28 protein-coding genes and 1 tRNA gene (1 of these 29 cut by a window edge) are annotated in these 25,755 nt (G+C 42.9%); 23 read left to right on the top strand and 6 right to left on the bottom strand.

Annotation, left to right across the window (positions count from 1 at the left end):
- The first annotated feature begins 265 nt into the window (after nt 1-265).
- From COT72_04595 to COT72_04570, 6 genes are all read left to right on the top strand, one after another.
- Nucleotides 266-772 (top strand): hypothetical protein, encoded by a 507-nt coding sequence (locus COT72_04595; GenBank protein PIN99839.1) that lies wholly within the window; start codon nt 266-268, stop codon nt 770-772.
- Between the two features lie 145 nt (nt 773-917).
- A complete protein-coding gene (locus COT72_04590; GenBank protein PIN99838.1) occupies nt 918-3,938 on the top strand; it encodes a hypothetical protein in 3,021 nt (1,006 codons plus the stop codon).
- A gap of 58 nt (nt 3,939-3,996) precedes the next feature.
- A tRNA-Asp gene (locus tag COT72_04585) sits at nt 3,997-4,071 on the top strand.
- Nucleotides 4,072-4,265: 194 nt separating this feature from the next.
- Nucleotides 4,266-5,351: a mechanosensitive ion channel protein MscS gene (locus COT72_04580; protein PIN99837.1), complete on the top strand. Its 1,086-nt coding sequence runs from the start codon at nt 4,266-4,268 to the stop codon at nt 5,349-5,351.
- 135 nt (nt 5,352-5,486) lie between these two features.
- Nucleotides 5,487-6,659: a hypothetical protein gene (locus COT72_04575; protein PIN99836.1), complete on the top strand. Its 1,173-nt coding sequence runs from the start codon at nt 5,487-5,489 to the stop codon at nt 6,657-6,659.
- The gene (locus COT72_04570) at nt 6,659-7,543 is read left to right on the top strand and encodes a hypothetical protein (protein ID PIN99835.1); all 885 of its coding nucleotides are present in this window, start codon (nt 6,659-6,661) and stop codon (nt 7,541-7,543) included. The genes COT72_04575 and COT72_04570 overlap by 1 nt, the downstream gene beginning before the upstream one ends.
- Nucleotides 7,544-7,550: 7 nt before the next feature.
- On the opposite strand, the gene COT72_04565 is transcribed toward COT72_04570, so the two are convergent.
- Genes COT72_04565 through COT72_04555 form a run of 3 tightly spaced genes read right to left on the bottom strand, consistent with a single transcriptional unit; the run spans nt 7,551 to nt 9,136 of the window.
- Nucleotides 7,551-7,949: a hypothetical protein gene (locus tag COT72_04565; GenBank protein PIN99834.1), complete on the bottom strand. Its 399-nt coding sequence runs from the start codon at nt 7,947-7,949 to the stop codon at nt 7,551-7,553.
- A 36-nt stretch (nt 7,950-7,985) separates the two neighbouring features.
- The gene (locus COT72_04560; protein PIN99833.1) at nt 7,986-8,780 is read right to left on the bottom strand and encodes a phosphohydrolase; all 795 of its coding nucleotides are present in this window, start codon (nt 8,778-8,780) and stop codon (nt 7,986-7,988) included.
- Between the two features lie 32 nt (nt 8,781-8,812).
- Complete coding sequence (locus COT72_04555; GenBank protein ID PIN99832.1) at nt 8,813-9,136, bottom strand: cysteine methyltransferase; 324 nt, start codon at nt 9,134-9,136, stop codon at nt 8,813-8,815.
- Between COT72_04555 and COT72_04550 the strand changes: the two genes are divergently transcribed.
- The 5 genes from COT72_04550 to COT72_04530 all read left to right on the top strand — a co-directional run bounded on the left by COT72_04550 (nt 9,087) and on the right by COT72_04530 (nt 12,698).
- Complete coding sequence (locus COT72_04550) at nt 9,087-9,761, top strand: hypothetical protein (protein PIN99831.1); 675 nt, start codon at nt 9,087-9,089, stop codon at nt 9,759-9,761. The genes COT72_04555 and COT72_04550 overlap by 50 nt on opposite strands.
- On the top strand, nt 9,746-10,474 hold the full coding sequence (locus COT72_04545) for a cytochrome C biogenesis protein (protein ID PIN99830.1): 729 nt from the start codon (nt 9,746-9,748) through the stop codon (nt 10,472-10,474). The genes COT72_04550 and COT72_04545 overlap by 16 nt, the downstream gene beginning before the upstream one ends.
- Complete coding sequence (locus tag COT72_04540; protein ID PIN99829.1) at nt 10,475-11,242, top strand: cytochrome C biogenesis protein; 768 nt, start codon at nt 10,475-10,477, stop codon at nt 11,240-11,242.
- A complete protein-coding gene (locus COT72_04535; GenBank protein ID PIN99828.1) occupies nt 11,239-12,318 on the top strand; it encodes a thiol-disulfide isomerase in 1,080 nt (359 codons plus the stop codon). Before COT72_04540 ends, COT72_04535 begins: the two co-directional genes overlap by 4 nt.
- Before the next feature lie 86 nt (nt 12,319-12,404).
- The gene (locus COT72_04530) at nt 12,405-12,698 is read left to right on the top strand and encodes a hypothetical protein (GenBank protein ID PIN99827.1); all 294 of its coding nucleotides are present in this window, start codon (nt 12,405-12,407) and stop codon (nt 12,696-12,698) included.
- Here COT72_04530 and COT72_04525 read toward each other — a convergent pair.
- Together COT72_04525 and COT72_04520 are read right to left on the bottom strand one after the other, a co-directional pair.
- Nucleotides 12,693-13,439: an endonuclease NucS gene (locus COT72_04525; protein PIN99826.1), complete on the bottom strand. Its 747-nt coding sequence runs from the start codon at nt 13,437-13,439 to the stop codon at nt 12,693-12,695. The genes COT72_04530 and COT72_04525 overlap by 6 nt on opposite strands.
- 49 nt (nt 13,440-13,488) lie before the next feature.
- Entirely contained in the window at nt 13,489-14,373 is an 885-nt protein-coding gene (locus COT72_04520) for a hypothetical protein (protein ID PIN99825.1), read from the bottom strand.
- A 212-nt stretch (nt 14,374-14,585) separates the two neighbouring features.
- Here COT72_04520 and COT72_04515 point away from each other — a divergent pair, with 212 nt between their 5' ends.
- The 11 genes from COT72_04515 (at nt 14,586) to COT72_04465 (ending at nt 24,912) form a co-directional block, all read left to right on the top strand.
- Nucleotides 14,586-14,828: a DNA-directed RNA polymerase subunit H gene (locus COT72_04515; GenBank protein ID PIN99824.1), complete on the top strand. Its 243-nt coding sequence runs from the start codon at nt 14,586-14,588 to the stop codon at nt 14,826-14,828.
- Entirely contained in the window at nt 14,821-16,320 is a 1,500-nt protein-coding gene (locus tag COT72_04510) for a DNA-directed RNA polymerase subunit B'' (protein ID PIN99823.1), read from the top strand. The genes COT72_04515 and COT72_04510 overlap by 8 nt, the downstream gene beginning before the upstream one ends.
- A gap of 2 nt (nt 16,321-16,322) precedes the next feature.
- Nucleotides 16,323-18,125 carry a DNA-directed RNA polymerase subunit B gene (gene rpoB, locus COT72_04505; protein PIN99822.1) on the top strand — a complete coding sequence of 601 codons (1,803 nt, stop codon included), beginning with the start codon at nt 16,323-16,325 and terminating at the stop codon, nt 18,123-18,125.
- A gap of 8 nt (nt 18,126-18,133) precedes the next feature.
- A complete protein-coding gene (gene rpoA1, locus COT72_04500; protein ID PIN99821.1) occupies nt 18,134-20,734 on the top strand; it encodes a DNA-directed RNA polymerase subunit A' in 2,601 nt (866 codons plus the stop codon).
- Nucleotides 20,731-21,879 (top strand): DNA-directed RNA polymerase subunit A'', encoded by a 1,149-nt coding sequence (locus tag COT72_04495; GenBank protein ID PIN99820.1) that lies wholly within the window; start codon nt 20,731-20,733, stop codon nt 21,877-21,879. Before rpoA1 ends, COT72_04495 begins: the two co-directional genes overlap by 4 nt.
- A 10-nt stretch (nt 21,880-21,889) precedes the next feature.
- Nucleotides 21,890-22,192 carry a 50S ribosomal protein L30e gene (locus COT72_04490; protein PIN99819.1) on the top strand — a complete coding sequence of 101 codons (303 nt, stop codon included), beginning with the start codon at nt 21,890-21,892 and terminating at the stop codon, nt 22,190-22,192.
- Nucleotide 22,193: 1 nt separating this feature from the next.
- Nucleotides 22,194-22,607 (top strand): NusA-like transcription termination signal-binding factor, encoded by a 414-nt coding sequence (locus COT72_04485; GenBank protein PIN99818.1) that lies wholly within the window; start codon nt 22,194-22,196, stop codon nt 22,605-22,607.
- Nucleotides 22,608-22,669: 62 nt separating this feature from the next.
- The gene (locus tag COT72_04480) at nt 22,670-23,008 is read left to right on the top strand and encodes a hypothetical protein (protein PIN99817.1); all 339 of its coding nucleotides are present in this window, start codon (nt 22,670-22,672) and stop codon (nt 23,006-23,008) included.
- A 45-nt stretch (nt 23,009-23,053) separates the two neighbouring features.
- Nucleotides 23,054-23,767, top strand: a complete 714-nt coding sequence (locus tag COT72_04475; GenBank protein PIN99816.1) for a hypothetical protein — start codon at nt 23,054-23,056, stop codon at nt 23,765-23,767.
- A 96-nt stretch (nt 23,768-23,863) separates the two neighbouring features.
- The gene (locus tag COT72_04470) at nt 23,864-24,298 is read left to right on the top strand and encodes a 30S ribosomal protein S12 (protein PIN99815.1); all 435 of its coding nucleotides are present in this window, start codon (nt 23,864-23,866) and stop codon (nt 24,296-24,298) included.
- An 11-nt stretch (nt 24,299-24,309) separates the two neighbouring features.
- The gene (locus tag COT72_04465; GenBank protein ID PIN99814.1) at nt 24,310-24,912 is read left to right on the top strand and encodes a 30S ribosomal protein S7; all 603 of its coding nucleotides are present in this window, start codon (nt 24,310-24,312) and stop codon (nt 24,910-24,912) included.
- Nucleotides 24,913-25,079: 167 nt separating this feature from the next.
- Here the strand turns inward: COT72_04465 and COT72_04460 are convergent, their stop codons facing one another.
- Nucleotides 25,080-25,268 carry a hypothetical protein gene (locus COT72_04460; GenBank protein ID PIN99813.1) on the bottom strand — a complete coding sequence of 63 codons (189 nt, stop codon included), beginning with the start codon at nt 25,266-25,268 and terminating at the stop codon, nt 25,080-25,082.
- 270 nt (nt 25,269-25,538) lie between these two features.
- Between COT72_04460 and COT72_04455 the strand changes: the two genes are divergently transcribed.
- Nucleotides 25,539-25,755, top strand: the beginning of a protein-coding gene (locus COT72_04455; GenBank protein PIN99812.1) for an elongation factor EF-2. 1,895 nt of this gene lie beyond the right edge of the window; 217 of the gene's 2,112 nt are visible here — the first part of the coding sequence; it begins with the start codon at nt 25,539-25,541; its stop codon lies off the right edge, out of view.

Genomic DNA, 25,755 nt, shown 5'->3' with positions numbered 1-25,755 from the left:
CATTCTTTCTTTATTCTTTTCTGTCTTCTTTTCGATTGTAACCGCAACCGCACTTAACATTACTAATTCAACGAATAGTACAAACAGGACAAATCAAACTTTTGCTTCGTATAATAATTCTTCCACGCAAATCGAAACAAAAGTAGTAGTTGAAGATAAAGTTAATTGGAGTGAAGTGCCGCGGTAAGTGTTTGTGGTTATGATGTGGATTTTAACTTTTTTTTAAGGGAAAAATTTTATAATACTGTATGAGGATTAATTGATTGTGAAGGGAAACTTACTTGCAAATAAATATTTTTTTCTCGCGATCGGTGTGGTAGTGGGTATAAGCGCTGCTAGTGGAATATTTTTAATATATCCTATTGTCTATGAGATTATAACTCCTCCTTCACCTCCTAGCGTAAGTACGCCTAGTTTTGGGATTTCAACAGCACCCATACGTGTTGATATACTCTCAAAGTCATGTATTGCACAGGAAGGAGTTGAATCAGGTAAGATTACACTTACGTTTAAGAACATCGGGTCTAGACCAATTCATAACGGGGAAATCTCTCTTACAGTGCGGGATGAGAATGGTGTTGATTTACTATACATAGAAAACAATAGCGTTGTTGGTGTTGCTGATTCTGACTTTCTTGATGTAGGTGATTCAGTTACTGTTACTTGGGTACTTGATGAAGAAAATTCCAATTTTGTCGTTGGAAGCCAGTATGGTTTATACGCCCTCTTTCTAGGTGGAACTTCAGCAGAAACAACGTGTGTTTTTCAATAATTATTTGTATAGGTTTTAGTTATGAAGCAATGTCAATTGTTTTTGAATTAGTGTTGTATTCGTTGTATGTAGTATCTTGTTTTTAGTAGTTTTTTAATAAATTTTATATAATTGTAACTTTGTTATTTTGTTTTGGAGGGCTTAGGTGAATCAGAAGAAATATCTGTTCATTTTTAGTCTATCATTCTCTGTCTTGTTTTTATTCGCGCTCACTGGTTTTGCATTGAATATTACTAATTCTACAAATGCTACAAATCAAACAATTGTAACATACAATAATTCTTCCACGCAAACGCTGGTACAATCCGTTATTGAAGATAAAGTTAATTGGAGTGAAGTGCCACAGTTTGACTTTTCAAATGTTCAAAGAAATTACGAAACGAGAGTGACTGTCAAAAATAATATTTCTTACAAGCGTGTCGTTGCTGAATCTTCTCTTAAGAAAAACATTGATTTGTTAGTTAGCAATGGTTGCTTTAGAGTATACATTTTCTCTGACTCCGCTTCATTCAACTGTCCTGAAAAAATTGCAGACGAATTAATTGCTCTAGAAGATTGGTTGCGAGATGTAATCTATTATGAAGAAAGTGATTTGTCAGGTCTAAAAGTCATTGGAGCTGAGTTACTTAGTACCTTTGGTGTTAATGGAAGTGGGGAAACTATCGTTGTTCTTGATTCGGGTGTTGACAACTTACACTACGAGACAAATAGCAGTATTGTTGGTTGTTATAATTTTGTTGCTGATGAACCTTCAGGAAATCAGACTAATAACTGCACTGATTTAAGAGGGCATGGAACTCTTATTTCTGGAATAATCGTGGGCAGTGGATTCAATCAATTGAAGGGTAATTCTGTTAGAGGCATTGCTCCAAATGCGGGGCTCTATATGCTAAAAGTATTAGATGCAAATGGAGTTGGTACAGAGGATAACGTTCGCCACGCAATTGAATATGCGGTGGATAGTATTGATGCGCGTATTATGAGCTTAAGTTTTGGTAACAAGACTAATCTTCATACATCTACCTGTGATACTGAAGTATTTGCTAACTTAACTAATTGGGCAGTAGATAGTGGTTATTTAGTTGTTGTTGCTGCAGGAAATGAAGGCGTTGGGGGTATGCGTGACCCCGCGTGTGCTTCAAAAGTGTTATCAGTAGGCGCAATAGATAATAATGGCACTGTTCCCTACTGGTCTAGTCATGGAACGGAGTTGGATGTCGTGGCTCCAGGAGTTACAACATTTTCTTCCTATTCCTGTTCTATTAATGTAACTGACAACTGCACTCGTCAATGGTATGCTTATGATTCTGGAACTTCATATGCTGCGCCCTATGTTTCAGGGATTGCAGCTCTTTATCTGCAAAAAAATCCTTCTGCATCAAATCAAGAAATCATCCACATCTTAAAATCTACTACTTTAGATACGATTAGTTGTCAACCTAGAAATTATTTTTATTATTTTGATGGTTCACTTTATGATGAGTCAGTTTCAGATAGATGTAATGATATTGAGCAAGGTCATGGTATTGTCAATGCCTATAACACAATTTTCGGTTCTTCTGAGGTTCGTGAGTGTTTTTCGCTGGATTATGATGAGCTTGAAACAGGTGCGAGTGTGAATGATACAGTTGTTGGTGAGCGTGGGAATTATTCTGCGCAAGTTGTTGGGGCAACACCTACAGCGACTGAGTGCCAGTTGGGTGAGTGTTTGAAATTTGATGGCACAAACGATTATTTGAGCGTTGACAATGGCTTGTTAAATAATTTGGAGAATGGCACGGTGTGCATGTGGTACAACGTTGATAGTCTTGCCAGTGGGAGTTATAATTATTTGCTTGGCGCGTCATCAAATCCATCAAGTGATGAGCTTGGTATGCGTATTCTTAATAGCACAAGTGGTTGGTTTACTCAAAACAATGCAGGAACAAGCGTGAGTGTGGATACGAACACGTCAAAGAATTATTTTATCTGCATGAGTTGGGACGCGTCAAACACGTACGTGTGGCAGGATGGAAAACTCGTCTCGTCAGCGCCAAACACGTATGACTCATCAACGGGCAGCAGGAATAACACATTTGGTGACGGGTGGGACGGTCAGCCGTGGAATGGCACGATTGATGAAATTATTGTGCTTGAAACAAATATGAGCCAATCCCTTGCAAACTTGTTATACAATTATGGTCGTGGGTATTCATGTGACCACTACTACACGCCTCCACGTGTTACAATTGATACTCCCTCTGAGGGGGTAACGCTTTTGTCTAATGAAACAATATCAATTGATGTAACCGTGGAAGGTTCTGTTGATGAGTGCTACACAAACTCGAGCTACTTTAGTGGTAGTGATTATTCAGCACCTTTTAACTTTACAAATTCCTCAGTTCTTGATGGGGGAATGTACACTGTTTTAGTGACGTGCACGAACACGGGGGGATATGGAAGTGACACAGTCACGTTTAATGTGAGTGCCGTTTCACCTGCAAAAGAAAATTTGGTTGCGTGTTTTAGTTTTGATTATGATGACCTTGATAATAATGGACGAAACGATACTGCGCTTGACGCAACAGGAACGTACGCTGCACAATATCTTAATGATGCGAATTCAACGCATACGAATTGTAAAATAAATGAGTGTTTAACCCTTGATGGTGTGGATGCCTATGCTACCATTGAAGATGCAATGCTTGATGAGCTTGCAGCCGGGACAGTGTGCGTGTGGCATAACACGGAGGGTATTACCAGCGGTTCGTGGGATTATTTGTATGGTGGTGCAAGCTATTCTGGAGGTGAAATTGCGTGGCGAATTCATGGTAATGGCAATGAACAGGGTTATGTTTGGGCGGTGCAAAACAATCTTGGCAGTGGGCTTTGGGGAGTGCCTTTCCTTTCAAACAGCACGAGTCAATGGTATTTCTCATGCTTGACGTGGAATAACACGCTTTCTTCAGTTAAAGGGTATACGAACGCGACTCTTATGAAGTCTGCAACGAACGCATATGCTTCATCAACGCGCGCGGGCAATAACACGATTGGCAAGGGTTGGGATGGGAATCCATGGGATGGCTTGCTTGATGAGTTCATGGTGTTTAACATGGATATTACTCAAAATCAGATGAATGACTTGTACAATTCATCAAATGGTATCTCATGCGACAACTACAAATAACCTTTGAAGCATTCTTGCAGAAAAGTACTTAAATGATTCTTATTTTATTCAACGCTAGGCCCTGGTAGTCTAGTCTGGCCTAGGATATCGGATTGTCACTCCGATGACCCGGGTTCAAATCCCGGCCGGGGCGCTTATTCTTTTTCATTTTTTGTTTAAGGGCTTACTCTGCTCTATTTAGTAGTTTTCTAAACGCTTTGATACACCTACTTTTTTGGTGCAGCTTTTTTTCTAAAAAAGGTGCGGTGGAATTCTGGCTTGGGCGCTTATTCTTTTTCATTTTTTTTAACAAATTATTTATAGCACTACAAACTGCTATGGTGTGGGATGGCTGAAGTTACGCTTGCACTTCTTATAACTGACGCAATGGCGCGAGCAAGCGCCGTGTTTGGCTCTGACTTTGCGCTTAGGTATGGCAGTGCGGTGATTAGTTTTTTTGCAACAATCATTTCGCTTAAAGTCTTTGAATTGCTTCTTGTCAAACGATTAAAAAACGTTTCAAAACGAACAAAAAACGATGTTGACGACCTGGTGGTTTCCATTCTTGATAGCGCAGGCACGCCCTTTTATCTTGCAGTAGCATTGCTCGTTTCTTCACCCTTTCTTGGGTTTACCGGCACGTTTGCGACCGTGCTCTCACTTTTGATAAGTTTGGTTCTTGTGTATTACGCGGTGCACGCGATTACGGCCCTTATTGATTTTGGATACGCAAAACTTGTGGAGAAACGAAAAGGCGCCGGCGAGATTGATATGTCACTCTTAGACGTGCTCTCAAAAATTCTCAAAGCACTGGTATGGGTAATTGCAATTGTGCTTATCATCCAAAACATGGGCTATGATGTTTCAGCCCTTGTTGCAGGTCTTGGTATTGGCGGTATTGCAATTGCATTTGCGCTCCAAAACATTCTCTCTGACGTGTTATCCTCACTTTCCTTGTTCTTTGACAAACCCTTTAAAGCAGGTGATTTTATTGTAATCGGCACTGATAGCGGAACTGTAAAAAAGATTGGCATCAAGTCAACGCGCATCACCACACTACAAGGACAAGAACTTATCGTGCCAAACAAAGAACTAACTGAAACGCGCGTGCAGAATTACAAGCGCATGAAAAAACGCCGCGTCGTGTTTACCCTTGGCGTCACATACCAGACGCCGGCAAAAAAGCTTAGAACTATTCCAACTCTTATTAGTGATATTTTTAAAACAATTGAGAGTGCAGATCTTGACCGTGTGCATTTTCAATCATTTAAGGATTCAAGTCTCTCATACGAAGTTGTGTATTATGTAAACACAAGTGATTACAATAGATATATGGACACACAGCAAGACGTGAATCTTGCTATTGTTGAAGCATTTGAGAAAAACAAGATTGAACTTGCGTATCCTACGCAAACTGTTTTTCTTCAAAAATAAACAGGATGCACGCGTGCTTTAACATTTTTATAGCCAGTATGTCCTGTATTCTGTTAGCGGGAGGGGAAGTGAAAGTGAACAAACTACAAAAAGCAAGCACGCGCGCAAAAAAAACACCTAAAAACATTAAATCGTGTGCTTGACACGGTGTTCTTGCTCAAACGGTTCATGTACTCTTCTGAGGACGTGTTAAAAAAAGAACTGTTAGACTTGCGCGAATCTGTTCTTGGAAAACAAGTGATTGAAACTGAAACAATTGAATTTGTTGATTACGCATCAAAACTTCCTCAAGAACTTGAAAAAAAGTTGGTGCTTGATTTTCCTTCAAAAGAAGACTATATCCCCCGCCCTATAGATGAGGAAGTTGACAGCTGGTTTGGTGAGTGGAACGAAAAGCGCAGCGGAAGTTTTGCTATTGTTGGGGGGAGAGGCGTTGGTAAAACCGCGTTTTTAAAACACCACGCGCAAAAAGGAACCCTTCTCATGCATCTTGAACGAATGAGTGATGAGCGCGAACTTATATACGCATTCTCAAAAGCGCTGAAGCTTCAATGCTCGTCAATCTCCCAATTAATCACAAAACTCAACAAGAAGAAACGTGCTATTTTTATTGACGACTGTCACCTTCTTTTTTTGCGAAAAATTGGAGGTTTTGATTTGATAAAAACATTATTCTATCTTATTGAAGTGACACAAAAAAACGTGCTGTGGGTCACAACGTGGGACAAGTATTCCTATTACTATCTTAATGAAGTGCTTAAACTGTCTCTTCTTTTTTCAAAAGTAAAAGTCATCCCGGGCATGGGTGAGCGCGAACTCAAATTTTTGATTACGCGCGTATTTGAATCAACAGGACTTGCAATCCGCATTTCAGCTTCGCGAGAATACGCAAAAACGCATCGCGTGGTAAATGCAAAAAAGCTTGAGAGCGAGTTATGGGCGCAAATTGCAAAAGTAAGCGAAGGAAACCCCCTTGCTGCATTGCAATACGTGAAGCACTCAGTAATGTATGATAAAAAACGCGTTACTCTCCAAAACGTGCGTGCCCTTGACATGGATGATTTGCTCTCAGATGCAGAAGACCGTATCTTTGCCGTTTCAACTATTCTTTTTCACAGCGCGCTGAGCGCTCAAGACTTTGCTGTTATCATGGGCCTTGAGCGCGTGGAAGCAAAAATCATTCTTAATGACTTGCACTTTAAGCGCATCATTATAAAAGAAGGAAACTATTATCGTGCGCCAATTATTATTCTTCCTTTGCTTGAAGGTGTGCTCAAAAAATATAACATACTCACGGAGAACGTGTGATGAGAAGAAAACAAGTGGTGCTTGCAGCGTTATTATCCCTAACAAGTGTTTTTGCACAAAATTTATCGCTTCCAAGCGTTGTTTCAAACGTCATGCCTGAATTTGATGTTCTCCACGACATTTCAGTTGCGCAACTCATTTCAGGCATTATCCTTTTTGTGCTCGCACTACTGCTTTCCCGCGCACTGCGTGTGTTTCTTACCTACGTTTCAGAGCGAACAACGCGCTATCGTTTGATGATAAAAAACGTGGTGCCCATTATCATGTTTCTTATTTATTCAGTCACGTTTCTTCTTATTCTTACATCAGTGTTTCGCATTCCAAGCGGCACACTTGTTGCCGGTGTTGGAATTGTTGTTATATCCCTTGGTTTTGGAGCAAAAGAGATTATTGCAAACATTTTAAGTGGTATCATGCTTACCTGGTCAAAATCGTATAGCGTGGGGGATAAGATTTCAGTTGATAACTTTTATGGAGAAGTTAAAAGCGTGGGATTGTTTGACACAAGAATTCAAACCCTTGATGACACGCAGGTAAGCATTCCAAACAGTCTTGTGCAAACACGCCAGCTTGCAAACGCCACAAGCGGGGGATTGTCAATGCTTGTGATAACAACCTTTTACACCGCACCAGAAAACGACCCACGCCTTGTCAAAAAGATTTTGTGGGAAGCTGCAGTAGGCTCATCATACTGCAACTTCCATAAGCCCGTGAGCATTGTGGTAAGTGAAGGAACGCATTTTACTCAATTTGTTGTCAAAGCCTACGTGTTTGACCAGAGAAGAGAAGTCGCGTTTCGAACTGATATTGCGCTGCGCGTAAAAGAAGTGTTTAAAAAAGAGAAAATAACCTACCCAAGATTTTCCGGTTACGATACCGTGTAGGCCGCGCTCACTGCGTTTCAAGCAGGTTTTCAACAAGCCACGCAAAATCAGGTTCTCCGCTAATAACTCCTTTTGAATCAAAAAAGAATTTTTGGATGCCACTTTTTTTCGTGTGTTCCAAGATGCCAACAAGACTGCCATGCGTTACGTTTTTTGTTGGTTCATATATCACAAGTCCTTGTTTTTTTTGCATCTCATCCACGCTTGGCACGCTCGCATCATTGTTAAAACAGCTTAGCGTGTAGTGATTGTTTGGATTGTACACGCTTCTAATCGGGATAAGCTCACAATTTTTGCCTCTAAATCCAATAACGTTGTTGTGTTGGCCAACAAAGATAACTCCGTTTTTTGTTTCATCACTACGAGAAACAATATGGTATGCGGGATATACGCGAATTGTTTTCATAGCCCGCAATAATCCCGCGCGTGTTTAAAAACGTTTTTACAGGTATGTGTACGTTTTTTTCCCAATTCGAGCAAGCACGCGCACATCATTTTTGAGCGGTGTGACTTTTATTTTTGGCAATAGGATTTGCTCAATTTGAAACAAGCCCGCAGGATTGTCCATGATTGCCGTGATATGAATTGCTTTTTCTCTTCCGCCTTCTATGCTTACGCTTTGTATTGCGTTTGCTGAGAATTCATGAATATCTGCTTTATGCGCTTGTTCACTCAGTCGCAGGGGGATGCGAGAACGGCCTTTAGTGATATCACACCCGTCTGCAATGGGCACAACCCCGCCTTCAATACTGGTAATTGGCCGCGTTCCCATATGGCCTGCAACCGCTTCTTGAATCATTGCGTGCATCACGCGCGCTTTTGCAGGCTCATAGTGTGTGGTAAGTATGCGCATCACAATATCGTGCAAAAGAACAAGTCCGTGCATTTCATGCTCGTAGCGTCCGGTACTCATACCAACATCATGCACAAATCCGGCAACAACCGCTACGACCTGAGAGTCCTCAAAATCACCGATTCCTTCTTCTTCAAGACTGGTTTTTGTTTTTGCATGAATCAAATCAAGCAGGGTGAGCGCGTTAAGCGCAACAATGCGCGCATGCACGCGTCCATGGTCGTTGAATCCGAGGCGTTTTATTGAGACAATGTTTGCAAGTTCTAAAAGAGCATCAAGTTCGTTATCAGCCAAAAGCGCGCTAATAACCGTGTTCAATTTTTTCCCGTTTCGTGCCAAAAGACGCTTGTCAAGCGCGTCTTGGCGTGTTTTTTGTTTTTTCATACTCTTCTTTTCGCACTATGCATAGAAATAGTTTATTCTTGATGTGTTACATCCACATAAACCCGGTCAAAATCACGAATCTGGTCGCCATCAAAGCGGATGCCTTCTGCTTTGAGAAGTGCGCGTTTTTCTGTGGTGTCTGTTGCGCCTCCAAAACCGCCAAGTGTTCCGTCTGAGCGCACAACCCGATGGCACGGTACCTGTGGCGCGTACGGATTTTTTGCAAGCGCACCACCCACTGCCCGATAGGCTCTGCATCCAAGAGCGTGTGCAACTGCCTGATACGTTGTTACGCGCCCGCAGGGGATGGTGCGAACAACGGTGTATACCCCCTCAGCAAATGATGTCATACTCATAAAAAAAGGTGTTCAGTATTTTAATGTGTTTTTGCACATTCCAACAATATTTATTAACAAATGTTACATTTTACTGTGTATGAATAATGGGCATCATCCAGGTCTTGTATTCATGCTTGTTATAGCGGGAATGTTTATTTCAGGCTGCACAACTGCGTTGCAAACAACGCCTGAACTCTCATCAAACGCTGAGATTGACTGGAAGACAATTCCTCTTACTGACGTGTTGAGTGGCGAATCGTTTAGCGTGTCTGATTTTTCGGGAAAAACCGTGTTTGTTGAAAGCTTTGCAGTATGGTGTCCAACATGTCTTGCTCAACAGCGGGAGCTTGCAAAAATAACTGAGGACACATATGTGCACGTGTCTCTTGACACAGACCCTAATGAAGATGAAGCTCGCGTGCGCTCGCATTTGGACGCGTATGGTTTTGACTGGCGTTTTGCTGTTGCAGATTCGCAAATGACCGCGCTTCTTCGCGACGCGTTTGGTCTTGGTGTTTTGTCAGCACCAAGCGCACCGGTTATCCTTGTTTGTCCTGACCAGTCAGCGTATTTTCTGCAGTCTGGCGTGAAATCAGCAAGCACGCTTGAAGCAGAGGCGCTCTCACAGTGCGGGGGCGTGTGACGGTGAGCCCGTTTATTGCTGATGTTCTTGCTGCGTTCGTGCTTGGCGTGCTCACTCCGCTTACTGCTGTGTGCGTTTTGCCGTTATACCCCGCATTTTTATCCTATCTTGCAAGCACCTTCTCACCGGGTCATCGGAAAAAAAAGAATGATAAAAACAGTATTGCATTGTTTGGCGTGATTGTGAGTCTTGGCGTGATTGCCTTCATGTCACTTGTTGGTTTGGTTTTTACCACTATCTTACAAGTTTCACTTACAAACGTGATTGGCATTATCTCTCCGCTCGCATTTGTGGTGCTTCTTATTATTAGTGTCCTGCTCATCTTTGATATTGATGTGTCAAAGTACGCACCTCACCTGCAGGCTCCCCGCGTAAAAAACACGTTTTTGCGCGCGTTCTTGTTTGGTTTCTTTTTTGGCGCAATCGTGATTCCCTGCAATCCCTTATTTATTGCAGCACTTTTTACGCGCGCAATTACTGTCATTGGTTTTGTAACAAACGTGCTCACGTTTATTGCATTTGGCTTTGGTATTAGCGCACCGCTTCTTGCGTTCTCTTTTATATCCCTTAATCAAAGCAAGCACATCATTTTGTTTGTAACAAAATATAAAACCATTATTAACCGGGGCGCAGGAATCATCATGTTTTTAATCTCGCTTTACTATCTTATTTTTGTGTTTAGAATCCACACTGTCTTTGGAGTTGGTCTATAAATGTTTACATCACTAAAAAAGCGGGATTGGTCAACATTTATAAGTAGCGTGTTTTTTGTGCTGGGATTTTCAGTGGTGTTTTCCATTCTTGGCGTGCTTTTACAAACCATTCTTGTCCGCGTCTCATATCTTGTGCAAATCTGGCTCTCGCGCGTTGGCGGCGTTATCATTATTGTGTTTGGTCTGTACGTGATGGGGCTTATTAGTATTGATTTTCTTTCACGCGAACACAAATTCAGTATCACGCGAAAATTCAATTCATCATATCTTGCGTCATTTGTGTTTGGCGCGTCCTTTGCTGTTGGCTGGACGCCGTGTGTCGGCGCGGTTCTTGGAGCGATTCTCACCTTAGCTGCAACTCAGCCAAGCATGGCATTGCTGCTCATGCTCTCGTACTCGTTTGGTCTTGGCGTTCCTTTCCTGTTAGTAGGTCTTTTTACCAATGAAGCGCGCGGTCTTATCAAAAAAGCAGGGCGCACACTTGAATATGTAAACAAGTTTTTTGGCGCGATTCTCGTGCTTATTGGCATTCTGGTGTTTACAAACCAGCTTAGCCGTCTTGCAAACTTTGCGCTTGCAACAGATATTCTTGTAAGCTTTAACGCGTCAATATCCCTTGGCGCGTCTCTTAATCTTGGCATCGCGTTTTTAGCCGGTATTGTCTCGTTCCTAAGTCCGTGCGTGCTCCCCCTTATTCCCGGATACTTAACGTATCTTGCATCAATCTCAACAAAAAACATAGCAAAAAAAGGTAAGGATTCAAAATGAAATCACGACACGTATGGCTCACTCTTGCATTGATTATTATTGTAGGACTTATACTTTACTTACAGGGGCAAAATGCGTCACAAGGCGTGCTTGGCACTATTTCTGACGCGTACTGGTCAACACAAAATGTTGAAGCACCAGAGCTTGCAGGCATTAGTGGCTACATTAACACTGATGAGAATTTCACGCTTGCAAGCGTGCGCGGGAACGTGGTGATTGTTGATTTTTGGACGTATTCCTGTATTAATTGCATTCGAACCATTCCGCATCTTACCTCTTGGTATGAGAAATATGCAGATGCCGGGCTGGTGATTGTTGGCGTGCACACGCCTGAATTCGAATTTGAAAAAGAGTATGATAACGTTGCACAATCTGTTGCGGATTTTGGCATTGAGTACCCGGTGGTGCAGGATAATGATTATCTCACGTGGCGCGCGTACAATAATCGGTTTTGGCCGCACAAATTCATTATTGACGCAAACGGCGTGATTCGTGATGATGTGATTGGTGAAGGACAATATGAAAAAACCGAGCAAACCATTCGCGCACTTCTTGAAGAAGCCGGTGCGAGTCTTGAAGATGTTGGTGACATAATGCCTGACCTCACGCCGACAACACCAAACACGCCTGAACTCTATCTTGGCTATGCGTATGCAATTCCACGCGGTCAAAACATCGGAAACAGTGGGGGTTTACAACTTGGTGAAATAGTTACCTACACGCTTCCAAGCTCAATTGGCTCGCACCGCGTGTATCTAAGCGGAGCATGGCAGAGCACAAACGAGTATGTGATTGCCAAATCAAATGAGTCAGTAATGCTTCTTGACTATTACGCAAAAAACGCAAACATTGTTGCAGACTCAAATAATGGTGCAAAGCGCGTGCGGGTTATGCTTAATGGTGCTGACATTAACGAGTCCTATGCCGGAGATGACGTGCGCTTTGATGAATCTGGAGCCTACATCACTATTGACAAGCCGCGACTCTATAACGTGGTTGCAGGAGAGTACGCCAATCATTTGCTCCAACTCGTGTTTGAAGAAAACGTAAGCGCGAACGCGTTCACATTTGGCTAACCCGTTCTCACGCTCTTTTTAAAGTAGCGGGGTGGCGGGCTAGGTGTATTAATATAGGCATGGCGTAGTTTAATAATGGGGCTATTATGAACACGTTGCATGATACCATTAGCGCGCACGTGCCGCGTGAAACATTAGATGAGCTGACTGAACAGTTTTCAAAACCCGACTGTCCAGTGAAATTGCGTTATATTTTTTCCAACACAATTGAGCAAGTGTTGCATTACAAAGACATGACATGGACGCTTCAGCAAAACGGGACGCTACGCTCAGAATATGACGTTATGCGCCTTCAGCGCTGGGGTGCAGGGCTTCAGGCAGTTATTGATTACATCAGACAAACCAAAAATATCCCTAACACGCTTCTCACGCGTTTATGAAAAAAACTCGCCTAAGTTTTTTTGCTTTTCCCTATCCGGGAGCAGGTACATTGGCGGTTCAACTTTAATGAAATTGAAACCCCAGTCTTCAAGCATTTTCTTCGCGTTCTCAGTTATTGCCGGAGCAGCGATTATTCCGTTTACTACTTCCTTACCCTTGTCTTTTTTTATTTTTTCCACGTACCTGCGCAGTTGCTGAACCGCGTCTAGGCCGGCCTTATAGCGCTTGCACTCAACAATTACCAGATTATTGTTGTAATCCCTGCCAAACACGTCTATAAACCCGTAAGCGGTCTGTTCTTCTCTGCTTGCCGGCACGAACTCGCCAAGCACGTGTGGGTTTTGATAAATCATGTTTGCCATGTCAGCCTCGCTGCCCGCTTGCACGAGTGATGCGCCGTCAGTGAGCGGTGAGGATAAGAATACGAGCACTTTTTCAAGATGAATTGTCATAAACTCACGAGGATTCACACTTTCAACGCGAATAATATTCTCATCAAGTGTGATGTGTGAGTGTACCGGCATCCAGTTTACTGGGTTTCGTCCTGCAGGCTGGTGTATAATAACGGTCTTATCTGGTTTGATAATAACAAGACGGTCGCCTGTTTCAAGCGTGCTCACTGCGCGTCCTTTGTACTCAACACGGCACGTGCAATGCATGCTGATACTATGTCCTTTTTTGAGAGCCCGCAAAAAGAGCGTTCGAAACGTTGCAGGTTCAGGTCTGATAACCGAGCGCATGGGTAAGGGTCATGCATTTTTTGCACATAAATCTTGTTGCGCTCAAAGGTTATAACACAAAACCATTTGCATTCTCAAACGGTCCGTACCCTGTGCCTAAATCGCGCGTACTGCGCGTTATTGTCCTGTTTTTGATGAGCACTTCTTTTGTTCGTACAAGATTCACTTCATAGCTAAAAGAACCGCGGGCTTCAAAGGTGGTGAGTTGTTTTGCGTAGGGTTCTAAGATGAGTTCAAGATTTTTTGATTGTATCTGCCACTGTTTTGGGCTTTGCTCTACGCTCACGCACCCAAGGTCATGTGTTTTGTAATCTGTTGCGTCATAAAAGTATGCGTAGTTAGCAAAATCCCTTTTGAGTTTTGGAATCGGTATTTTTGAAAAACCAAGCACGCTTCCATCTTCAAAAGAGAGACGCGACCATCTCCAGGGAAGAAAGGGTCCGTTTACCACTGCTTTTTGGATGATAATATGTGACTCAACATTGTCTTCGAGAAATGTTCCGCTAAAATTAAGCACATCATTATAGACTCGTGTGTTAAAGGCAAGAACGCGTGAGTTACTCAGTTCAGCGCTTTTTGCATAGGCTTGTTTTGTGCGTCCTTCAAGAAGCACGCTTCCCTCATGCGTGAGCCGTATCGCGTAGTGAGGGTATGACCCGCGCAGTTCAAATGTGCGTGCATCATTTGAGATGCGAATACCTTTTGCAGTTTTCATGTGTGAGGGTGCCCGTCCAAGTTCAGTTAGTGTTTGGTTTTTGTAAAACCATGCAGAATCTATTTCTTTGTGCGCGCTGCCTTGTGTTTTCATCTGCGAGCGCAAAAGCCAGTAGACCGCTTGCTCGCCTTTGTTTGGTGAGAGAACAAAATAGTACCATTCCTTGCCATAACAAGGAAGATCTGCTTTGCAAAACAAAAATTCATCAACCGCGTGCATGCAGGGGGTTCTGATGCGTGAAACACATTTATGTGTTTATGTTAGACAAAAGGTATACAATCGGGGATAAATTCGTTAATTACCAAAACGTTTAAAAGAAGTTGTAATGTTATGTTTCTCACTTCCACACTCCCCAAACACAAAGCCCTGAAAAGCTCATCGAAAAGCTTTTAAAAGATACCATTGTGTTGCATAAAGCTTTGGTGAAATGAATGCCTAAAAAGTTTGATATCCTTCAACATGATTTTGTACCCGCCTACCGTAAGCTTGAAGAATCTGAAATTACCTCACTTCTTGAATCATTTTCTATTAAACGGGTAAAGCTGCCAAAGCTGCTCTCATCCGACCCTATTGTCGAGCGACTGGAACTCAAGGCGGGTGACGTGGTGGAAATCACACGTAAGAGCAGAACAGCAGGGGAAGCAAAATATTATCGGGTGGTAGTGGATGCATAATTCTCAACAATTACTTCAAGAATATTTCAAATCAGTTGACCTTGTATCACACAATATTTGTTCTTACGATGAATTTATTAAACAAACCATGCAGGAAGTCGTAAACGAAACAAAGACTATTGCCCTTGACATCAAACCAGAAGGGTATCAAACGTACGAAATCGAGTTTGGTGATGTGTGGGTTGAAAAACCAGTTATTCGTGAAGCAGACGGTTCAACTCGAAAAGTGCTGCCAATTGAAGCGCGCACGCGCGACCTTGTGTATGAAGCTCCTATTTATCTTAAAATGACTCCTATTGCTGATGGTGTTCGTGAAGATGAAGTCACGGTCTATTTTGGAAACATGCCCGTCATGCTCAAAAGCGAGTTGTGCTACCTTAATGGCAAGAACAAGGAAGAACTCATTAAGCTTGGAGAAGACCCGTACGACCTTGGCGGCTATTTTATTGTTAATGGCACTGAGCGTGCAATCGTGATTATTGAGGATCTTGCGCCAAACAAGCTTTTCATCCAGGATAATCCGCATGGAAAACACGAGTTTGTTGGAAAAATATTTTCAGAACGGCAAGGATACCGTATCCCCCATGAGTTTGGAAGAAACAAACAAGGCATGGTGTATGCAAGCTTCACGCGTCTTCGCGATATTCCTTTTGTTATTCTTATGAAAGCGCTTGGCATTACAAAAGACAGTGAAATCGCAGAATATATTTCAACAAAGCGCGAACTCTACAATGATATTTACATCAATCTCTACACAGCAAAAGAGATTAAAACCCAGGAAGATGCGCTCAACTACATCGCGAAAAAAGCAAAGATAACCTATATTGAGGAAGATAAGCGAAAAGAACGCATCATGAACCTGATTGACAACTATTTTCTTCCCCATGTTGGTAACGCGCCAGAAACGCGCATTCTCAAAGCGCACTATCTTGGAAAGTGTGTGAAAAAACTGCTTCTTGTCTCAAATGGTGACTTGCCGTCTGATGATAAGGATCATTATTCTAATAAACGCCTCCGCCTTGCCGGAGACATGATGGAAATCCTCTTTAGACGCTCATTTAGAATGATGATTTCAGACATTAAATACAATTACGAACGACTCATTAAACGAGGTCGTATTCCTTCATTGCAGGGAGTAACGCGCTCAAAGATTTTCACATCCCGCCTGCGAAGCGCGCTTGCAACAGGGAATTGGGGCAGTAGAAACGGTATTTCACAACGTCTTGACCGCATGAATCATTTCGCATCAGTTTCAAATCTGCGCCGTGTTGTGTCTTTGCTTTCATCTTCACGCGAAAATTTTGAAGCCCGTGACTTGCACCCAACGCACTGGGGTAAACTCTGTACGTCCGAGACTCCTGAAGGACAAAACGTGGGTTTGCGAAAACACTTAGCGCTCAGTTGTGAAATCTCAACTGAGAACCCGGTTGAACTCAAAGACGCGCTTCCCCAACTCAAGAAACTCGGACTCAAAACAATAGGTGAATTATAATCATGGCTGATGTAAGTTTTGACCACATATTTGTGGGCACGCACGATGAACCCGTGCAATTCATTGAAGAGGTTAAAAAACTGCGAAGAGCAGGAATATTCCCTTCAAGTATGAATGTGTACTACAATGAGGTAGAAAATTCTGTTGAAATCCTCACTGAGAAAGGTAGAGCACGCAGGCCTCTTCTTGTTGTTGAAAAAGGCGTGTCAAAACTCACAAAAGACATTATTAAAGATATGACCAGCGGAAAAATGAGCTGGCACGACCTTGTTAAGTCCGGTATTATTGAGTATCTGGACTCTGATGAGGAAGAAAACGCGCTTATTGCCATTACTGAAAAAGAAATCACAAAAGAACACACTCATGTAGAAATTAGTCCAAATGTGATTCTTGGCGTGCTCACGGCAATGGTTCCCTTCTCAGAATACAATCAGGGACCTCGTGTCAGTTTTGGTGCACGGCTGCAAAAGCAAAGCATTGGTTTGTACACGCAAAACTTCCACCTGCGCCAAGACACTGACTCACACCTCTTATTCTATCCTCAACGACCCATTGTTGACACCCTTATTTTTAACCGACTCCGATATGATAAGCACCCCTGCGGTTCAAATATTGTGATTGCGGTTATGAGTTTTGATGGGTACAACGTTGGAGACTCAATTATTTTCAACAAATCATCAATTGAACGGGGACTCTTCCGCTCAGCATACTTCAAACCCTATAAGAGTCAGGAACTCCGCTATCTTGGCGGTCAAGTTGACTTGTTTGAAGTGCCTGATAAAGATGTTCGCGGCTACAAAGTGGAAACTGATTATCGCTATTTAGAAGAAGATGGTCTTATCCATCCTGAAGCAATTGTTTCTGAAGGAGACGTTGTGATTGGAAAAACAAGCCCGCCTCGATTCCTTGCAGAAATGGAAGAATTCAAGATGGGTGTTGAAGCACGACGAGATGCATCAATTATCGTGCATCCCGGAGAAGACGGCGTTATTGACAGTGTTGTTCTCACTGAAAGCGAGGATGGAAACAAGAGCGTTAAAGTCAAGGTTCGAAAACTTATGATTCCAGAAATTGGTGATAAATTCTCAACCCGCCATGGACAAAAAGGCGTTATTGGCATGGTCTACAGTCAAGAAGACATGCCGTTTACTGCAAGCGGTGTTGTGCCTGATATCATTTTCAACCCGCACTCACTTCCGGGTCGAATGACGTTGAGTCAAGTGCTTGAAACACTTGCAGGAAAAGTTGGTGCGCTTACCGGTGAGTACATGGATGGAACCGCGTTTGAAGGTCAAAAACAGGAAGAATTCATGAAAAAACTCAAAGAACTTGGATTTAGAGAAGACGGTTCAGAAACACTCTACGATGGTGTGACTGGCGAGCAAATGCAGGCAAAAATCCTTGTTGGAAATATTTACTATATGCGACTCAAACACTTAGTCAGCAAAAAGATTCACGCACGCTCACGCGGACCAATGCAGCTGCTCACAAGACAACCAACTGAAGGTCGTGTTAAAGACGGCGGTCTGCGCCTTGGTGAGATGGAAAAAGATGTGCTTGTTGCTCACGGAGCATCACTCCTGCTCAAGGAGCGCTTTGACAGTGACAAAACCGTTATTCCCGTATGTGAGAATTGTGGCCTTACTGCAGTATACAACACATTTAGAAATGAAGCAGTATGCCCAAGCTGTAAAGAAGCACGAATCACGTTCGTAGAGATGAGCTACGCATTCAAACTCATGCTTGATGAGCTAAGAACACTGGGCATTCATCCAAAACTAAATCTAAAACCCAAGAAAGGTTGAACACTACTATGATACGCGTAATGGATAAAGTCGGAAGCATTGAATTCAAGATAATGGCACCTGAGCTCATCAGGAGTAATGCTGTTGTAAATATTGTAAACCCTGAACTCTACGATGTTGACGGTTACCCTATTGAGGGTGGTCTTATGGATCAGCGTATGGGTGTGATTGACCCGGGCATCCGTTGCAGAACGTGCGGTGCAAAAGTCAATGAGTGTCCAGGACACTTTGGCATTATTGAACTAGCCCGGCCGGTACTTCATTATGAATACATTGGTATGATGTACAACATGCTTCGCGGAACGTGCCGTGATTGCGGCCGTTTAATGGTAACGGATGCAACAAAAGAAAAATACGAACATGAACTCCACCAAGTTAAAGAAAACGTTGGAGAACTTGAAATGTGGGCGCACATCAAAAAAATCGTGAACCGGCTCAAAGCAAAGAAAACCTGCCCGCACTGCAATGCTGAGAAAGAAAAAGTTGTGTACGAAAAACCAAGCAAATTCTACCTTGGAACTGAATCACTTACTCCTATTGATATTCGTGATTGGCTTGAAAAAATTCGCTCAGAAGACACCGCGCTTCTTGGTCTTGACTTGAGTGCAGGACGACCTGAATGGGCAATCATCACTGTTCTTGGCGTTCCTCCTGTAACTGTGCGACCATCTATCACGCTTGAAGGCGGACAGAGAAGCGAAGACGACCTCACCCACAAGCTGGGTGACATTGTGCGGACAAACCAACGCCTCTATGAGAACCTTAACGCAGGAGCACCCGCACCTATTATTGAAGACTTGTGGTTGCTTCTTCAGTATCACGTTACTACATTTTTTGACAACAGTATTTCACAAATCCCACCAGCACGACACAGAAGCGGCAGACCGCTGCGAACCCTTACAGAACGACTCAAAGGAAAAGAAGGTCGCTTTAGACGAAATTTAGCAGGAAAACGCGTGAACTTCTCGTCACGAACCGTTATTTCACCTGATTCACGTATTGCAATTGATCAGGTGGGTATTCCTGAACAAATCGCAAAAGACCTCACTATTCCTGAACGCGTGACAGAATGGAACATGGATTACATGAAACGCCTGCTCAAAAACACGCCGAACTATCCGGGAGCAAACTACATTATCACACCTGATGGAAAGCGAAAGAAAGTCACTGACCAAACAAAAGAAGTATTGCTTGAAGAACTTGAGCCAGGATACATTGTTGAACGCCACCTCATTGATGATGATGTTGTACTTTTCAATCGACAACCCTCACTTCACAAAATGTCTATTATGGGTCATCGCGTGCGCGTGTTGCCTGGAAAAACGTTTAGAATCAACTTAGCAGTTACAAAGCCGTACAACGCAGACTTTGACGGTGACGAGATGAACTTGCACGTTCCCCAAACTGAAGAAGCGCAAGCAGAAGCACGCATCCTCATGGGCGTTAATGAACTTATAATTTCTCCTCGACATGGTACATCAATTATTGCACCTGTAGAAGACCAGATTAGTGGTTGTTACGTGCTCACACGAAAAGGCATGGTGCTTAGCGCAAAAGAAGCGTACAAGCTTCTTTTCAAGTCAGGCATTGAAACAGAATTTCCTGAACGAAAAGAAGAGTACACGGGAAAAGAAGTGTTTAGTCTTTTTTTGCCCGACGATTTTGATTATGAAGGCCCAACTGCGTATGGACAAAAACAAGCAAGTAAAGATGAGCTTATCAAAGATGATGCGCTTGTGGTGATTAAATCAGGAAAGCTTGTGCATGGTGCCATTGACGCATCAAGCGTGGGTCCTGGCGGAAAGCTTGTGCAAGCAATTGCAAATAAGCATGGCTCAGCACGCGCGGCAACGTTTATCCAACAAATCTCATCAATTGCAGTGCAAACCCTGCAAATGCACGGGTTTTCTATGCTGCTTCGAGATATTAGAATCCCCCAAGACCTTGAAAAAACAGTTAAGCAAATCAAACGGGATGGCATCAAACGCGTTTTGGATCTTATTACTGACTTCAAGCAAAAGAAACTGGTTGCATTTCCTGGCAGGACTCTTAGAGAAACTCTTGAGCTTCGCATCGTAACTGAGCTTAACAAAGCACGAAACCAGGCAATCAATGAAATTGGAAAAGTCTTTAAAACGCTTGAAAACGATACCATGGTTATGGTTAAAACACGTGCAAAAGGCTCACTTCTCAACATTGGTTTGATGAACGCGTTTAACGGACAAACAAGTTTGCGCGGTTCACGAATCAGCAAAGGATATTTTGAACGCGTGCTTCCTCACTTTGAGCGCGGAGACCTTGGTGCAAAAAGTCATGGGTTTATTGAAAACGGTTTTATTCACGGGCTCGATCCATTCGAGTTTTTCTTTGTTGCGGTCACGGGTCGTGCAAGCCTTATGGACAAGAGCATGGCAACGCCAAAGAGCGGTTATTTGCAGCGCAGACTGGTTAATTCCTTGCAAGACCTTAAGGTTGTGCGCGACAAGAGCGTGCGAGATGACTGGAATAACATTGTTCAATTCCTGTTTGGAGAAGATGGTATTGACGTTGGAAAAAGTGCCGGCGGCAAACCAAACATGAGACAAATCATTACTGAGGTGCTTGAATGAACATAGAAGACGTTGCTCCACAAATTAGACGCGAAATCGAAGCAGAGCTTGAAGCTTCAAAAAACAAGAAAGGCGCGCTTCCAAAGATTTTGGAACGATTATATAGCATGTACGTTGAAGAAGGAGACAGCGTTGGCGTTATTGCAGCACAATCCATTGGTGAACCCGGCACGCAGATGACTATGAACGTGTTTCATCACGCTGGCGTAAGTGATATGAACGTTACCTTGGGTTTGCCTCGTATTATTGAAATTTTTGACGCACGAAAAGAGCCCTCAACGCCAACAATGGTTATCTATCTCAAACCAGAGTTTGAAGCAGACGAGTCAATTGCGCGAAAGGTGGCAGCCCGTTTGATTGAAATCACGCTCGATGACCTTATCAAGTATGTTACTATTGACCTGCTTAACTTCAAAATCAATTTTGAACTTGATGAAGAAAAACTGGGCAGTTATGATATTACTGCACAAGAAGTGCTTGAATCATTACAGCAGCGCGTCAAGAAAATTGAAGCAGAGCTTGCAGGCGAATCAACTATTTGCATTAGCGCAGAAACAAATATTGATGTGACTGACGTGTACAAGTTTAAAGCAAAAGTGTTGCAAACCTATGTGCGCGGTGTTAAAGGCATTTCACAAGTGCTTCCAATCCGAAGCGGCCGCGGTTTTGTTATTAAAACAAGCGGAACCAACCTTAAAAAAGTGGTGAAAATTCCTGAAGTTGACGAAACCCGCACGCATAGCAATCATATTTGGGAAATGTATGACGTGCTTGGCATTGATGCTGCTCGTGAAGCAATTATTCGCGAAGTTGTAAGCACTATGGAAGAACAAGGTCTTGGTGTTGACATTCGCCACATCATGCTTGTAGCAGACCTTATGACCTACACAGGCGAGATTCGGGGAATCACTCGCTATGGTATTGTTGGCAGAAAATCAAGTCCGCTTGCACGAGCAAGTTTTGAAACACCTATCGTACACTTGTTTGACGCAGCAACACACAATAAGGTAGACATGCTTCGCGGTGTGATTGAAAATATCATGATAAACCAGCCTGCACCAATTGGAACAGGGCTTCCTGAACTGGTTGCAAAAAAAACAGATAGTAATAAAAAAGAGAAGAAGGTTAAACCTTCTAAGGAGTAAGCGTTCCCCCATGACACAAGATACTGACATAACACAAGACGCTTCGCGCGTAGCACAATCAACTGAAATACGTGCAGCGCTCAAAGCAAAAAAAACTGTTGTGGGCGTTGATGATGTGATTTCTGCACTGCAAAAAGATGCTGTGAGCAAAGTCTTTCTTTCAAATAACACAAGCCAAAAAGTCAAAGAGCGCGTCACGTACTACGCAGAACTAACTGGCACGCGTGTGAATGTATTTCCTGGAAACAGTTATGACCTTGGCGTGGTGTGTAAAAAACCATTTATGGTTAGTGCTCTAGCGGTGAAAAAGTAAGATGGTTAGAATCAAGCTTGACACGGACTCGCTTCGTTTTGTTGGATTATTTGAGAGTGTAACAGGCGCGCGTGTCAAAGATTGTATTGTTGGAAATAACAAGATAATTTTTGTTGTTGAAGAAGGCCAAGCAGGACTTGCAATAGGCAGGAGAGGAAGTAATATTGTTGCACTTCAAAACAAGCTCAATAAGAAAGTGGAAGTTATTGAGTTTAGCCAGGACCCGGTCAAGTTTGCAAGCAACATTTTTCATCCCGCAAAGCTTGGACGAAGTTATGTGAGCACTGACTCATCAGGCAATTCAATTCTGCACTTGTCACCTGAAAGTGATAAGGGGCTCGTAAAAAGCAAGTTCAAATACGCAACCCAGCTTATCAAGCGCTACCACAACATTACTATTGTGCGCTTAACCTGAGAAAAATCATATTCTGTGGCGTATAACAATGTTTTAATTCTTAATACGTCAGAGTGAGCATTGTGACTAGACAATCCCTTGATTCGTTTATTCGTGCAACAAGCACGTTTTGTTCTAATCTTGACGCGTTTAGCACAACAGAAAAACCATCTATACGCGCGCTTTTAGAGGAATGTGAAGAGCTTGCAGAACACGCGCCGAGCGTTCGTGAAGCAATCAGGAACACGCCAACCTCAACAAAACGCTCGTTTGGCTTTCTCTACAGTTTGTTTGAAATGTGCAAAAGGAATCTTGATGAGATTGAAAAGAAACCTGACATGCAATTGTTGCGCAACCGCCTTCTTACAAACACTGCCCAACTCAAACGCGCCTTAACCTCATTTTCAACGCAACTGCCTTGAGCGCGAATACTTTTTGAATATGAATCGCACTCCTAAACCATAACTATGCATGAGCGGTTTTGGGAAGTTGATTTTTTGCGCGGAAGCCTTATCAGCCTTATGGTCGTGTATCACTTCTTGTTTGACCTTGCCTTTTTTGGGTTTGTCTCTATTAACTTGTCAGCGCCGTTTTTCAAAGTAGGGGTGTGGATTGGTCTTGGATTATTTATGTTTCTTGTAGGCACCAGTCTTGCGATTAGCTACGCGCGCAGACAACAAAAAACGCATTTTGTGTTTCGCGGCGCGCGCGTATTCCTTTTGGGCGTTATTATCACTATCGTAACGTTTACATTTTTTCCTCAAAACACGGTTGTGTTTGGAACGCTTCACTTCATCGGGGTAGCAGTACTTTTTGCCCCGCTTTACCTTGGTTTGGGTGTTGCAAACAGTATTCTCGCGCTTGGAGTTGCCCTTATCACGTATGCAAAGCCCTTGTTCTCATTTTCACACCCGCTTTTTATTCCAACCGGTCTTGTGCAACCCAACTGGTATTATTTTGATTATGAACCCCTTATTCCCTGGCTTTTTTTCGTCTTTAGCGGTGTTGCCTTTGGCGCGTTTTTTTACCAAAATCAGACGCGAAAACTCAGCGTTCCAGACTTCTCAAAATTGCCGGTAGTCAGTCACCTGTGTGCTCTTGGCAGGCGCTCGCTTGTCATCTATCTTATCCACCAGCCAATCCTGTTGAGCATTCTCTTTGTACTTTCATATGTCAGGTAACGATTTGTGATGATGATAAAAGCAATGCCGTGTTTGGTTTATTGCATGGCAAAGAATAACCTTTAAAAACCCTTGTGCTATTAGTTGTGAGGTAAAATGGTTAAGAAAGCACGCGGCATTATGGCCGGACGAACCTTATTAAAGCGAAGAAAAGACTACAAGAACTCCGCAAAAGGGTCATTGCACAAGTCTCAGGGAACGTGGAGAAAGTACGACCCGCTTGGAGGAGCTCCAATGGCGTCAGGTATTGTTATTCGAAAGAAAAACGTTGAAGTCAAACAGCCTCACAGCGGATTGCGTAAATGTGCGGTTGTGCAACTCATCAAAAATGGCCGAACCGTAACCGCATTCATGCCGGGTGTTGGCGCGCTCAAGCACATTGATGAGCACGATAACGTGATAATTCAGCGTGTTGGCGGACCCCAAAAACGCAGTGCAGGAGACATGCCGGGGGTTAAATTTAAAGTAATTAAAGTCAATAACATCAGCTTGCCTGAAATTATTAAGGGCAAAAAGGAGAAGAAAAAGTAGGGCGCTAAAACATGGTTGACACTATCAGATTATTCAATAAGTATGACAACGCGGTCTCAATTAGGGATCCGGGTCTTATTGGCTACATTAGCACGCCAAACATCATTGTTCCACGAAACGAAGGCAGACAGGAAACCAAGCGTTTTTGGAAAAGTGAGGACATGCACATTGTTGAGCGACTTATCACGAAAATGATGGTTTCAGGCCACAAAGGAAAAAAACACAATTTCACCAGCGGAAGAAACAGCGGAAAATTTGTGTCTAACGCGAAAACCGTTCTTGATGCGTTTGATATTATTGAGCAAAAAACAAATGATAATCCTATTCAGATTCTTGTGCGCGCAATCGAATATTCTGCACCTATGGAAGAAGTTACTACTATCGAGTATGGGGGTATTAGACACCCCAAAGCAGTTGATTGCTCACCGCAACGACGCGTTGATTTAGCGCTTCGCTGGCTCACGCAGGGCGTGTACTTGAAATGTGTGAAAAACAAGCGCAGCGCAGCGCAAGTATTGGCAGACGAGCTTATCAAAGCATCAAAAGATGATAAAACCAGTTTTTCAATCACTAAAAAAGTTGAAGCAGAACGACAAGCAGCAGCAAGCCGTTAAACCTTTTTTTTCCTAAACGTTTAAATCACTCACCTGCTCTAATTCTTAGTATGATTACCGGACGCGTGATTATTGATGCAGGTCTTACGCCGTGGTATATTGGTGCTATTGTTGCTGCAGGCGCCCTGCTCTTTTTAGTGTACCGCTACGCAAACAAAAACTAGTCTTTAGCGTAATTCTGTTTTTCCATACCCTCCAAACAAGGGTTTGCCATTTTGGATGTAAATCCACGTCTGGTCGCGCGGGTCTTTGCACCATCCATTCTCGTATGCAGTCCAATCAGGCACCTGACTAGACATATTTTTTGTGTCAACAAGTTTTTCAAGAGTTTTACGTTCATCGCTTCTGTTTGTCATGATTATCCTTCAGGAGCGTATTTCAAGAAATGCCTCTAAACTATGCGCACTAACTCTTTTTAACTCTTGTTAACCACGCGCGAGTAGTGAGTTAGCCCGGGTTTTTTGCGCACGCTTTTTTTTTAAAGCATTGGTTTGTTGTTACCTACACGAGTCATGTTTTAAAAAAGGCGGTTTGCATGTGTAGGGTCAGCAGGAAAATAAGGGCGTACCACAAGCATTAAAAAGCTATGTGAGTTTAGTTTGACTACTCGTATTAATGGTGTTAGTATGGCAAAGAAGGATAATTCACAAAAGATTAAGGAATTGATGAGCGAGCCTACAAAAATCCGAAACATGGGTATTGTAGCTCACATTGACCATGGAAAAACCACGCTCTCAGACTCGCTTCTTTCAGGAGCAGGCATGCTCAGTGAAAAAGTAGCAGGAGAAGCGCGCGCGCTTGACTTTCTTGAGGAAGAGCAAGAGCGAGGCATCACGATTCAAG

The sequence above is a fragment of the archaeon CG10_big_fil_rev_8_21_14_0_10_43_11 genome, assembly GCA_002763265.1.
Taxonomy (GTDB): domain Archaea; phylum Nanobdellota; class Nanobdellia; order PEZQ01; family PEZQ01; genus PEZQ01.
Note: the sequence above shows the minus strand (reverse complement) of the source record. Positions and strands in the feature narration are given on the sequence as shown.